The 13176-nt window shown below is 51.1% G+C and carries 10 protein-coding genes; 5 read left to right on the top strand and 5 right to left on the bottom strand.

The window, feature by feature from the left end; genetic code table 11:
• Positions 1 to 77 precede the first annotated feature (77 nt).
• Positions 78 to 2093, top strand: coding sequence for a hypothetical protein (locus Q9L42_RS03510; protein ID WP_349431914.1), 2016 nt, complete (start codon positions 78 to 80; stop codon positions 2091 to 2093).
• A gap of 20 nt (positions 2094 to 2113) precedes the next feature.
• Here Q9L42_RS03510 and Q9L42_RS03505 read toward each other — a convergent pair whose 3' ends face one another.
• Positions 2114 to 2929 (bottom strand): symmetrical bis(5'-nucleosyl)-tetraphosphatase, encoded by an 816-nt coding sequence (locus tag Q9L42_RS03505; protein ID WP_349431912.1) that lies wholly within the window; start codon positions 2927 to 2929, stop codon positions 2114 to 2116.
• The gene (apaG, locus tag Q9L42_RS03500; protein WP_432648874.1) at positions 2929 to 3342 is read right to left on the bottom strand and encodes a Co2+/Mg2+ efflux protein ApaG; all 414 of its coding nucleotides are present in this window, start codon (positions 3340 to 3342) and stop codon (positions 2929 to 2931) included. The genes Q9L42_RS03505 and apaG overlap by 1 nt, the downstream gene beginning before the upstream one ends.
• Positions 3343 to 3724: 382 nt before the next feature.
• Here apaG and Q9L42_RS03495 point away from each other — a divergent pair, with 382 nt between their 5' ends.
• The 4 genes from Q9L42_RS03495 to Q9L42_RS03480 all read left to right on the top strand — a co-directional run bounded on the left by Q9L42_RS03495 (position 3725) and on the right by Q9L42_RS03480 (position 10312).
• A complete protein-coding gene (locus tag Q9L42_RS03495) occupies positions 3725 to 4270 on the top strand; it encodes an ankyrin repeat domain-containing protein (protein ID WP_349431910.1) in 546 nt (181 codons plus the stop codon).
• Positions 4227 to 4481, top strand: a complete 255-nt coding sequence (locus Q9L42_RS03490; RefSeq protein ID WP_305909814.1) for a hypothetical protein — start codon at positions 4227 to 4229, stop codon at positions 4479 to 4481. The genes Q9L42_RS03495 and Q9L42_RS03490 overlap by 44 nt, the downstream gene beginning before the upstream one ends.
• Before the next feature lie 229 nt (positions 4482 to 4710).
• Positions 4711 to 6060, top strand: a complete 1350-nt coding sequence (gene mpl / locus Q9L42_RS03485) for a UDP-N-acetylmuramate:L-alanyl-gamma-D-glutamyl-meso-diaminopimelate ligase (RefSeq protein WP_349432731.1) — start codon at positions 4711 to 4713, stop codon at positions 6058 to 6060.
• Between the two features lie 307 nt (positions 6061 to 6367).
• A complete protein-coding gene (locus Q9L42_RS03480) occupies positions 6368 to 10312 on the top strand; it encodes a hypothetical protein (RefSeq protein WP_349431907.1) in 3945 nt (1314 codons plus the stop codon).
• A gap of 154 nt (positions 10313 to 10466) precedes the next feature.
• Here Q9L42_RS03480 and Q9L42_RS03475 read toward each other — a convergent pair whose 3' ends face one another.
• The 3 genes from Q9L42_RS03475 to Q9L42_RS03465 form a co-directional block, all read right to left on the bottom strand.
• Positions 10467 to 11933 carry a methyl-accepting chemotaxis protein gene (locus Q9L42_RS03475; RefSeq protein ID WP_432648873.1) on the bottom strand — a complete coding sequence of 489 codons (1467 nt, stop codon included), beginning with the start codon at positions 11931 to 11933 and terminating at the stop codon, positions 10467 to 10469.
• A complete protein-coding gene (locus Q9L42_RS03470; RefSeq protein WP_305909818.1) occupies positions 11930 to 12472 on the bottom strand; it encodes a PAS domain-containing protein in 543 nt (180 codons plus the stop codon). Before Q9L42_RS03470 ends, Q9L42_RS03475 begins: the two co-directional genes overlap by 4 nt.
• Before the next feature lie 283 nt (positions 12473 to 12755).
• On the bottom strand, positions 12756 to 13151 hold the full coding sequence (locus Q9L42_RS03465; protein WP_305909819.1) for a glycine zipper family protein: 396 nt from the start codon (positions 13149 to 13151) through the stop codon (positions 12756 to 12758).
• Positions 13152 to 13176 lie beyond the last annotated feature (25 nt).

Below are 13176 nucleotides of genomic sequence, written 5' to 3'. Positions count from 1 at the left end.
GTTCCGGTTGAATGCCGGAATCGGCCGGCAAGAGACAGTCTTTTCGGTGCTGGCGTTGTAGCGCCCAACGAAGCATGATGGCCAACGAGCAACATAAAATTTCCTTTCACAGTCATCTGAAGGCATTGGCGCTAAGCCCCGTTATTATCTACAGCCTGATATGCCTGCTGATTATTTCCGCGTATTGGCCGTCCCTCAATGGTCCGTTGGTTTTCGATGACCAGCTCAACATCACCGAAAATCCCGGCGTGGCCATCGAGGATCTGTCCATTGATTCGCTGAAAAAGGCGTTGCTGTCCAATGAAAGCGGACGCTTGAAACGGATATTGCCGGCGCTGTCATTTGGCGTTAACTATTATTTTTCCGGCGGCTTCGCCGAGACCTTTATATTCAAGACGACCAATCTGGTCATACATATAATCAACACCGCGCTGCTGTTCTGGTTGGCCTGGCTGCTAACGCCGAAATTGCTTGCCACTAAAGACGCGGGCAGTCATGGCGTGTTGATGGCCGCGTTGATCGCCAGCGTTTGGGCGTTGCATCCCTTGCAGTTAACGCCGGTGACCTACGTCGTACAGCGCATGACCAGCATGGCGGCGACATTCATGTTGCTGGGCTTATGCGTATTCGTCATCGGCCGCCTGCGTTATCAACGCGGTCAATCGGGCGGAATGGCCTGGATGTATGCCGGGGTGATAGGCGGTACGCTGCTTGGTCTGATGTGCAAGGAAAATGCAGCCTTGCTGCCGTTGTATGTCGTAGCGATCGAAACGACGTTGTTGAGTCACGGAGGGCAGGACCGGCGGCTTGGCGATCGACGCAGCTTGTGGCTTTTTTATGCCATCACCGTAATACTGCCCGTTGTCGCTGGCTTGATTTATTGTTTTGTCTATCCTGGCAATATTTTATCCGGCTATTTAGCGCGGCCTTTCAGTCTTTCCGAACGCCTGTTAACCGAAGCCAGGGTGCTATGGTTTTATTTATCGATGTTGGCTGCGCCGGATATCACCGTGATGGGACTTTTTCATGACGATTTATCGTTGAGTAAAGGCTGGCTATCCCCGTGGACGACGCTGGTTGCGGTAATAGCCTGGCTGGTTGTCGTCCTGTTGGCGCTGCGTTTACGGAAAAGTGCGCCGGTATTTGCATTTGCCGTGTTTTGGTATTTACTCGGCCACAGCATGGAATCGAGCTTCATACCATTGAAGCTGATCTACGAGCACAGAAACTATATGCCGGTTATCGGACCGATCGTTTTGTTCGTGGTCTATGGTGCGAAGTTTGTGAATCAGTTTGGCAATACCAATATCGTCACCGCCGGTTTGACGGGGATATTGATTGCCGGGCTTTATTCGGCAAGCCATGCCAGAGCCGAATTCTGGCGCAGCGAAAACAGTTTCATCGCCAGTATCGCCGCCAATCATCCGTTATCGGCGAATAGTCAGTATTTGTATGGAGAAGTTTTATACAAAAAATTGCGCGACCCTTTCCAGGCTTATCCATACTATTTCAGGGCGGCGCAATTGCAGCCGGATGAGGTCGGTTTTCTAATTAGCGTGGCGATGGTGACCCCGCCCGAGGCGATGGCGGCGTTGAAAAAACAGCAGGCTTCGGAACTGATCGACCCCGACCATATCACCGAAATGTTGAGGCAAAGGCCGATCAGCGCATGGGGTTTGAGAGCGCTGGATGTCGCCGGGCGCTGCATCAAGGCCAAGCATGCATCTTGCGCGTCTCATGTCGATATCGTCCGGCAATGGTTGAATGCGGCCATCATCAATCCACGCCTCGGTAAGGCTAAACGCCATTATTTCACCAATCATTTATTCGATATCGAAATGGGCTATGGGCTTTATCATCAGGCGTTAAAGACCGTACTCAAAGCCAGACAAAAAGCCCCTTCATTCGCTCGTTATGAATTGATGTTGGCGGATGCGCTGGCGGCCACCGCGCACTATCAACAGGCGCTGACCATCCTGACGAATTTGGAAAGGCGTCATGACCGGCAAGGCGATGCCTTGAGAACAAGCGCGCAACGTATGAAAGCCGTCATCGTAAGATTAGCGGCGCAACATGCGGCGCCCGCAAGTTAATGCTTGTTCATTGAGCCGAATCAGGCTGTTGACGGCGCACAATCAATACTGATTCGCTCGGGGGGGTTATCCAGCCTCAATGCCGTCAGCTGCCCGCCCCACAGACAGCCGGTATCGATCGCATAACAGTTATGGCCATGATAATAGCCCAGCGTGGACCAATGTCCGAAGATGATTTTCATATCGGCGCTTTTGCGGCCCGGCACGGCAAACCATGGATACAGCGTCTGAGGTTGCGTGCCTGGCGCCCCCTTATGACTGAAGTCCAATCGGCCCTGGGTATCGCAATAACGCATGCGGGTGAAACAGTTGACGATGAAACGCGCTTGTTCGGTGTTGTTCAGCTCAGTTGACCAGAGTGAGGGTTTGTCGCCATACATGCTTTTGAAAAAACCGGCATAATTCGGACCTTGCAGTATGTTTTCCGCCTTCGCCGCCATTTTTTGGGTCTGGTGAAAATCCCATTGCGGCGGCAGGCCGGCGTGCAATAGACAAAAATTATCCTGGCTATGGAACAATGGCCGATGCCTGAGCCAATGGATTAATTCTTCATGATCCGGCGCCTCCAAGACCTGGCGCAGTGAATCTTTTTTACGCAGCTTTCTTTGCGCCAACGAGATTGCGATTAAATGTAAATCATGATTGCCCAGCACCGTGACGGCGGCATCGCCTAAGGATTTGACGAAGCGCAAAGTTTGCAAAGATTTTGGACCTCGGTTGACCAAGTCGCCGGCAAACCAGAGTTGGTCGCGGTTCTCGTTGAATTCGACGATATCCAGTAATCTTAACAGCTCGTCATAGCAGCCTTGAATATCGCCTATCGCATAAATAGACATCAGTGCAGGGTTCTGGGAATGGATAATGTGAATTTGGCGATCGGCGCCTTGAAGTTTTCGCCGTCATCGGAAATCATCGTATATTTACCTTGCATCACCCCCACCGGTGTTTCGATCATCGCACCGCTGGTATAGCGAAACGACTCGCCCGGTTTCAGATGAGGATGTTCGCCGATGACGCCTTCGCCGCTCACTTCCTGAATTTTGCCGTTGGCATCGGTGATCAACCAATGACGGGTCAATAAGGTAGCGGGAACGGCGCCGATATTGGTAATGGTGATCGTGTAGGAGAATACATAACGATCGTCTTCAGGGGAGGATTGTGCTTCAATGTACTGGGGTATGGCTTCTACGAGTATTTTATTTTTTTCGCTCATGCGGCAAGGGTTTATATGATATGGTTCACACCGCACAAATTAGGTTTAAGGACGCCTGGATTCGGCCTTATTCATCGGGAAATAAGACGCCAAATTTTTGATGTGCGACGAGTTTGACAATGAGTAACTAATTAAAGCTCGGTATTGAGAAAATATTTCCTCTTTCTATCAGTTGCTTGCGGAAGAAGTGTATGCGACAAGTATGTCGCATACAAGCCTATAGGGATATATTCACCCAACGCCTAAATTCCATAGGCTAATGGCTGCGATAAAGCATCTTCGTTTATTTAGGTGCTGGGTGAACGGCGCCTTCCGGAGCAAGCAACTGATAGAAAGCGCATTTTCATACTGAGTAGTTACGACAATTAATGCGGTATTTCATCCTAACTGACCGTTAAACGCAAGAAACTATTTCAAGATGTTAAAAACGCTATTTTTATTATCGTTATTATTGAGTTTGGCTCAGTCCGCTGCCGCGGAAGACGCTAATGACTTGTTCGCCGCCGCGATCGCGGGCAAAAACGAACGATTGCACTCCTTGTTGGCGCAAGGCATCGAGGTAAACGCCAAAACCACCAGTGGTAGGACAGCGCTGATGGGCGCCAGCTTTAACGGGAATGTCAGGGCGGTGAAGATTTTGCTGAATTATGGCGCCGATGTCAATATCGCCGATGATCTAGGCTCGACGGCGTTAATGGATGCGCTGGTGTTTGGCGATCAACAAATCGTATCGCTGTTAATTGCCACCGGCGCCGATGTCAATGCCGTCGATAAACAGAATATCAGCGTGTTGGCGAAGGCGAAAAAAACACCGCACCAACACTTGGTCAAGATGTTGGAACAAGCCGGCGCGAAGGAAGAAGTCGAAATCGTCACGATAGAAGAAAACGAGGCGGGCGGCCAGGACGAAGCACAGGCCGATGCCGAAGATCGACAGCAAGCACCAAACAATGACCCCCAATAAACAATCGATGCATAGGCATATTCTTGAGCAGGCGGGTTGTAACCCCGGCCTGAATCTTTCAACCCTAAGCCAAACTAAAAACCAAAACGTTCGGGGCGGGTTGAATAACCCGCCCCGCGCAGAAATAGAAGAAAACGAGGCGGGCAGCCAGGACGAAGCACAGGCCGACGCCGAAGATCAACAGCAAGCACCAAACAATGACCCCCAATAAACAATCGATGCATATACATATACTCGGAATCTGAGCAGGCCGGGGGTTGTAACCCCGGCCTGAATCTTTCAATCCTAAGCCAAACTAAAAACCAAAACGTTCGGGGCGGGTTGAATAACCCGCCTCGCGCAGAAATAGAAGAAAACGAGGCGGGCAGCCAGGACGAAGCACAGGCCGACGCCGAAGATCAACAGCAAGCACCAAAACAATGATGCCAAAAAAACAATCGATGCATATACATATACTCGGAATCTGCGGCACCTTCATGGGCGGACTGGCCTTGATTGCCAGACAAATGGGCCATCGGGTTAGCGGTTCGGATCAGAACGTTTATCCGCCGATGAGCACTCAATTGGCGGAGCAAGGCATCGAATTGATGTCCGACTATAAGGCCGAAAATCTGGATTGCAAGCCGGACCTGGTGATCATCGGCAACGCCATGTCGAGAGGCAATCCCGAAGTGGAGGCGGTGCTAAACCGCGGTATGGCCTATGTTTCCGGTCCGCAATGGTTGTCCGAACATGTATTGCAGCATAAGTGGGTGCTGGGCGTCGCCGGCACACATGGTAAAACCACCACCACCAGTATGCTCAGTTGGATACTGGAATATCAGGGCTTCAAACCGGGTTTTTTGATTGGCGGCATACCGCTTAATTTCGGTATTTCGGCCAGGCTGGGGGAATCGGATTTTTTCGTCATCGAAGCCGATGAATATGATTCCGCTTTTTTCGACAAGCGTTCGAAATTCGTTCATTACCGCCCCAGAACGGCGATCTTGAATAACCTGGAATTCGATCATGCAGATATTTTCGATGATCTGGACGCGATCAAGAAACAGTTTCATCATTTGGTCCGAACGGTGCCAGGCGAGGGCTTAATTATCGCGCCGCAACATGAAGATAATATTGCCGATGTGTTAGAAATGGGATGCTGGACGCCGGTGCAAAAAACAGCGATCGATGACGATGCCTTATGGCGGGCCGAGTTGATCAAACAGGACGGCAGTGAATTCGAGGTATTGTTTGACCAGATTCCGCAAGGCGTACTGCATTGGCCGCTGACCGGCCGGCATAATGTATATAACGCCTTGGCGGCGATTGCGGCGGCCAGACATATCGGCATACTGCCCGGCGATGCGATCAAGGCGCTGGCGCGGTTTAAAAACGTCAAGCGGCGCATGGAGGTGATTGCCAGAGTCGACGGCATGACTTTATATGACGACTTCGCCCATCATCCGACCGCGATAAAGATGACGCTGGACGGCTTGCGTAAGCAGGTCGGCGACGAAAAAATCATCGCGATCGTCGAGCCGCGATCGAACACGATGCGCATGGGGATACACACGCAATCGTTGGCGCAATCGCTGGCGGAGGCAGATATCGCGATCATCTATCAGCCGGAAAATTTAAATTGGGATTTAAGCGCGTTACAGCAATACGCCGACAATATAGAGATTCATAGCAAGTTGGATGATATTATCGCCAGACTGAAAAAAGAAAAAGCGACCGGCGCGCATGCGGTGTTGATGAGTAACGGCAGTTTCGGCGGGATCTATCAGCGTTTGCGCGATGAGCTTTGAATAACGCAAATGCGACAAGGTCATCGATGGGGTTCACCCAGCACCTAAATTATCCTGGAATGTAAAATATAGTCCTATAGCCATGGAATTTAGGTGCTGGGTTTCTCGACAGACACACCCTGGCCCTAAACACCGCTAAAACGCTCAAATTCGGAATTGCTGAGTGAATAGACATTTTTCCCCATTAGCGGATCAATAGGTCTACAATTAATTCAATTGTTATTGCAATGGGTAAGTCGTTATGCTGCGTTTAGGCCGAATCTTCCTTGTTCTAATCTTTTTTTTCTTGAGTTTCCGGGGCGATGCCATGACGATGGACAAGGTTCCCGAGCCGTTAAAGCCATGGATAGGTTGGGTGTTGGAGGAGGAAAAAGAGTACGGCTGTCCATTTTTGTTCAACAACTACGAGCGAAAGCATTGCAGTTGGCCCGGCCTGTTGACGCTGGATTTACAGGAACGCCAGGGAAAGTTCAGCGCTAGCTGGACGCTGTTTCGGCAAGATTGGGTGATGTTGCCGGGCGGCGATAAACATTGGCCGCAGAATGTAACAGTTAATGATCGGCCGGCGACGGTGATCAAGCGACATGGCAAACCAGCCCTGTTGCTGCCGCAAGGCGACTATCTGATTGACGGCGAATTTCTCTGGGACGCTATACCCGAGAATCTAGCGCTCGCGGACGGCACCGGTTTGCTGAGTCTGATCGTGGCGGGCAAGCAAATCTCCTACCCGACGATCAAACAAGGTTCGGTGTGGTTAAAGGAAAGCGATATCGGTCGGAAAAAGTCCGACAGCGTGCGTAACCGGATCGATCTGCAGGTTTTCAGAAAAGTCTATGATAATGTGCCTCTGCAGCTGATTACCTATCTGGAGCTGGAGGTCTCCGGCGATCAGCGCGAAATTCAATTGCCGCATGCGCTGTTGACGTCTTTCATTCCGATTTCGTTGAACAGTCCGCTGCCGGCCCGAATCGAGGCCGACGGCAGTCTACGGGTACAGGTCAGGCCAGGACGGTGGCATATCGAATTGAATGCCCGCCATCCCGATCATCTGCAAAAATTGACTTTTAATGTCGACGATGAAAGTTGGCCGGCAGCGGAAATCTGGGTGTTTCAAGGTCTGCCGTATCAGCGTTTGGTGGAGATCGAAAATTTGCCCGCTGTCGATCCCAGTCAGACCAATTTACCGGCGCAATGGCGTAATCTGCCGGCTTATCGGGTCAAGCAGGGCGATAGCATGGCGTTTAAGGTGATCAGACGCGGCGATCCGCAACCCGAACCGAATCGTTTGAATTTAACGCGTAAATTATGGCTCGATTTCGACGGCGGCGGTTATAGCGTCGAAGATCATATTAGCGGCAAGATGACCAAGGGATGGCGCTTGAATGTGTTGCCGGAAATGCAATTAGGCCAAGTCAAGTTGAATGGCCGGAATCAGTTGATTACCCGATTGGACGGTTCCACGGAGGGCGTAGAGGTGCGTAAGGGGCAGTTGCAAATCAAGGCCGATAGCCGAATCAATGGCGCGATCGATAGCCTCAGTGCGGTGGGTTGGCAACAGGATTTTCATCAGGTCAATGCGGAATTGAACATACCGCCGGGCTGGCGTTTGCTAGCGGCCGGCGGGGTCGATAATGACCCGAGCAGTTGGATTTCACGCTGGACTTTGTTGGATCTGTTTTTGGTGTTGATTGCCGCGCTGGCGATGAGTCGCTTGTGGAATTATTATTGGGGGTTGTTGGCCTTGCTCACCTTGGTATTGATATGGCATGAAGCCGATGCGCCGCGTTTTGTCTGGCTCAATATCTTGGCGGCGCTGGCATTGATCCGGGTTCTGCCTGCCGGTCGCTTGTTGCACTGGGTTAAAAGCTACAGAAATCTCAGCTGGTTGGGATTGCTGGTCATCGCGATCCCGTTCATGGTCGACCAAGTAAGGGTAGGGTTGTATCCGCAACTGGAAAAACGCTGGCAACCGATTGCCCCGTCGCCTTATGTGTTGACCGATGCCGCACAAAAAAAGGCCGAACCGATGCTGGCCGAACAACAGGCGGCCGGAAGAGCTCTATCGAAGAGTCGGAGCGCCTATCCGATGGCCAGTTATCAGGACAAGTCGGTCGATTTCGATCGCATCGATCCGGATGCCAAGGTGCAGACCGGCCCCGGTTTGCCGCAATGGCAATGGCATAAAGTTCATTTGTCCTGGAACGGCAGAGTGGATCCATCGCAACAGATCGAACTGTGGTATTTGTCGCCGCCGCTGACGATGTTGTTGAATTTTTTACGCGTCGCGCTGGTGTTGGTTTTATCGTTGTTGATGTTCGGTGTGCTGGATAAAAAACTGAAATTATCGATGCCGGTTTGGAGTCTTATGCTGATCATGCCGATGCTGGCCGCGCCGGTGGAAAAGGTCTATGCCGATTTTCCCGATCAGCAAATGCTCGATGAGCTGAAGGGCCGTTTGCTAAAAGCGCCGGACTGTGTCCCGGACTGTGCGCAGATTGCTGCGATGAAGGTGAATATCGGCGTACAGGACATGCGTATTGAGCTGCAAATTCATGCCCGACAGGCTGTCGCCGTGCCTTTGCCGGCCCGATATGAGCAGTGGTTTCCGGCGCAAGTCCGGGTCGATGGAGAGACAACACACGCCTGGCTGAGGCAGGAAGACGGTCGCTTATGGTTGAGCTTGAGTCGCGGACTTCATCAGGTCGAATTGCGGGGTCTGAACCCGCCCGACTATAAATTTACCCTGCCGTTGCCGTTAAAGCCCCATCGCGTCTTGGTGGAGGCGACAGGCTGGAGCGTCGAAGGGGTCTATGAAAACGGTCGGGTCGATGATCAATTGCAATTTACCCGCTTGAAAACGCGGCAACAGCAGAAGGAGATTGCAACGTTGCAGCAAAACGCGCTGCCGCCGTTCATAAGGATAGAAAGAACATTGCAGCTGGGTCTGGATTGGCGCATCAATACACGCATCGTCCGCGTTGAACGCACGAATGCGCCGGTTATGCTGGAATTCCCGTTATTACCAGGTGAATCGGTGACCACCGCGAATGTCCGCGTTAAAGATCAGCGCGTCTTGGTCAATATGCCGGCGGAACAACAGGTCATGCATTGGCAATCGCTGTTAGAAAAGAACGAACGGATCGAGCTGCATGCAGGCGAGACGTCACAGTGGACCGAAGTGTGGCGCGCCGACATCAGTCCCACCTGGCATCTTGAAACCGACGGCATCGCCGTCGTCCATCATCAAGACCGGCAAGGACGATGGTTGCCGGAATGGCGGCCCTGGCCAGGGGAAACGGTGACGTTACGCATAAGCCGTCCCGAAGCCATTGCCGGAGAGACCTTGACGATAGATAAAACCGAACTGGAAATCAAGCCGGGCAAACGTTCCCAGACGGCGAAACTGACACTGCAGATCAGAAGTTCAAAAGGCGTTCAGCATGCCGTGACCCTGCCCGAGCAGGCGGTTTTACAATCGGTGTCGATCGACGGCGTCACCCAGCCTATCCGGCAAAAAGGCAGAGCGGTGACATTACCGGTAAAACCGGGAGAGCAGCAGTTTGTATTGAACTGGCATGAAAACAAGGAACAGCGCAGCTGGTTGACGACATCGGAAATCAACCTCGGCGCCGGCAGCGTCAACAGCCATATCAGGGTGATTTTGGGACGGGATCGCTGGGTTTTGTTCACCCTGGGTCCGAAATTCGGACCGGCCGCGTTGATCTGGGGCGTGTTGATTGTATTGGCGTTGCTGGCCGTCGGCTTGGCTAAAATCGAATTGACGCCGTTAAAGCATTGGCAATGGTTTTTGTTGTTGATCGGCCTCAGTCAAATACCGGTCGCAGCCGGTTTGTTGGTGGTGATCTGGCTGATGGCGCTGGGTATTAGGGCGAAAAAGACAGTGTCGACGCCCGCATACTTTAATTTTTTTCAAGTGTTGTTGGGAGGTTTGACTTTGATTGCGTTGCTATTGTTATTTTATGCAGTGCAGCAGGGTTTGCTGGGTTCGCCGGATATGCAGATCAGCGGTAATCAATCCTCGGCATATCGATTAAATTGGTATCAGGACCGCAATGCAGCATCGTTGCCGACCGCCACGGTGGTTTCGGCGCCGTTGATGATTTATCGGATCCTGATGCTGTTATGGTCTCTATGGTTGGCGGTGGCTTTGCTCGACTGGTTGAAATGGGGGTGGCGCTGTTTTTCCTCCGGCGCGCTATGGAAGCAGCGGACCGTAAAAGAGAGCAAATGAAAGCAAAGAGGGGGTAGCTCAGCAGTTCCCAGCCGCCGACATCCTCGCCAAACACACCCCAGGCCCTAAACACCGGCAAAACGCTCAAACTGATGGGAATTGCTGGGGTATAGCTTGACCCGGATGAAGCGACGTGGAATCCGGGTTAATAACTTCAGCGGTGTTTTTCTTCCACCATCGCGTCGATGTAATTCATCACATCGGCGCTGGCGTCTTCGGTATGTTGCATGTGCGTGAGTATGTTATCCAATAAATCCAAATTCTCTTGCCAGTTTTTCCGGGAAACCTCATAGGCTTCCTGGGTAAATTGGTGAACATCGGCATGTGGCGCTGCCAATTTGGCGTAGGAAGAAGTATGGCGGAATTTATCATAGCCGATGCCGGTGTCATACCATTTACCGAGGCGGCAGTGATGACTGTCCACGGTAATGGCGTCATGCTGCGGACAATCTTCCGGATTTTCGATCGCGATATAGGCGTTTTGTTTGTATATGATATGGTCCAGTTTCGTTAACAGGGCGAAGGATTTGTCCTTGGCGTAGGAAATATAACCGACGGAAGCCTGAGCCGATTCCGACAAACCGGAAAACTGATGACGAAAAGAGCTGACCTGGTCCATGACTTCCTGAGACAGGTTGGCGGAATTTTCCGCTTCCTGATGCATTTGCTCAACGCGTTGGTTGAATGATGTCAGGGTTTGAGAAACCTCCAGCGCGGCATTTTTGGTGTGTTCGGACAGATTCTTAACCTCATCGGCGACCACAGCGAAACCGCGGCCATGTTCGCCGGCTCTGGCCGCCTCTATCGACGCATTCAGAGCCAGCAAATTGGTCTGGTCGGCAATCCCGGTGATCATCGACAGTGATTCGGTCACCTTCTTACTGTCATTGATCAACGCGGTGATGACATCGGTTACGCTATGAATGTTGTCATTGATATTGATCAGAGACGAGCTGATGGTTTCTACCGTCGATAAGCTGGCTTCGGCATTTTGCCCGGTTTCGGTCGCGATATCTTCAACCTTCTGCATTTGCTCGGTCACATTGAGCAGGTCATTTTGATTGGCCTTCAAGTTATCCAGCAAATTACTGGTATTGAGATTATGCAGTCCGGCCGACAATCGGTTTTTGATCATTAGCACTTCATTGTCATTCATATGATGCAGCGCTTGGTTGATGTTTTGGGCCGATTGTTTTAGAACGCCGGGAAATCCATCCGTTAACGCATAACGGTTGTGATTGCCTTTTGCCGCCTGGCTGAAGCAGGTATTTATTTCCTTGAAGTAGGACTCAATGATATCCAATGTTTCATTGAGCTCCCAGGCAACCTTGCCGACTTCTCCCAAGCCTTTGGTTTGCGTGACCCGATGATAGAGTTCGCCTTGATTGGTGTGTGTTAACACGTCCTGCATTTTCGCCAACACAGCTAGATTTTGTTGCGCGGTCCTTTTAATGTAGATGGCTATAATTAATAGGGGCAACGATAACAGCAATATTGGCCATGAAAAGCCAGATAGAAAGGTGCTGTAAGCGAACAAAGCTAAGGTGAGCGCGAAAATGCCGATGACCGCATAATTGACTTTGGTAGCCAAGAATGGAATGTTAGCATTGGAGTTTTTCATAGCACACCGTTCGGTTTATAAAGATCTAGAACGAAACAATCATAATTTTTGGCACCGGTCTGAGCCACCGTATCGAGTAAATAGGCCAATGACTTAGTCGGGGCTTCCTTAGCGGAACAGCCTTTTTCTATCGCCAGCATTTGTTGATAAATCGGAATCAATGCGGACAACGCCGATTGCGGCGGTTTACGTCGAACCGAATAATAGCCTTGCAATTCACCATTTTTGTCATAATCGGGGGTGATATTGGCGAATACCCAATAAAAGCTGCCGTCCGCGCAAAGGTTTTTGGCGAAGCCGAAAAATTCGTCGCCGGCCTTCAACGTGTCCCACATGAAACGAAATACACCGCGCGGCATGTCCGGATGTCGTATCAAATTATGTTGCACGCCCAAGAGATCTTGTTCGGAGTAACCGGCTATTTCCATGAATATACGGTTAGCGTAGGTGATACGGCCACGCGTATCGGTTTTAGAGACGATGAAGTCCTCATCGCCGAGCCGACGCTCGTGATCATTAGGGCTAATATTGGGTTTCATACACTGTCGCTTTGATAGTTAGGTTCCGCTTTCGAAGAAAGACGAATGATGTTCTATATTTTTATAAATTATAAGCTTTTACTTATGTCTTGTAAGTCTAAACTTGGGTATCGGCAGGAACCGAACGGACTTGATAGGGGATTGAAGATAGATTTCTATCCGAAGCACAGGCGACCTGTTCAGTTCCTTTTAGCCGCGATTTATTTCGAATAGAGCGGTGATAAAGCCTGAACAGGTTTTTATTTGGACGCAGAATATTTCAGGAAACCGGGGTCATAGGCTATCAATCAACGACATAATGGCCGCGGTGTCTCATGCAGTTGATGTAAGCTCGTTTATATTGTTCTTCCGATTCAATGCCCTGCTTAGCGCCGCCGCCGATGCCGCCGATTGCTGCGCCATAAGCGGCGCCGGCGCCGGCATCGCCGGAAACGGCGCCTACCGCAGCCCCGGTGGCGGCGCCTAACAAGCCACCGACCGCGGTCCCTTTGGCCGTTTCTTTCACTGTGCCCCCGGAAGAACGCAGGGCCAGTTGTCGGCATTCAGCCATATCCTGTTCCAGGCGATAGGCATTCGGATCACCGTAAGGGTCAACGGTTGGCGTCCAACCGGTTTGGGTGGCGCAACCCGATAACAGCAGGCTGACTGAAATTATATTGATCGGGAATATCTTTTTCATGGTCTACTATGCCTCCTGGAAAAAT

Source organism: Methylomarinum sp. Ch1-1, from assembly GCF_030717995.2.
GTDB lineage: Bacteria > Pseudomonadota > Gammaproteobacteria > Methylococcales > Methylomonadaceae > Methylomarinum > Methylomarinum roseum.
This window is presented reverse-complemented; position numbering and strand designations above follow the sequence as displayed.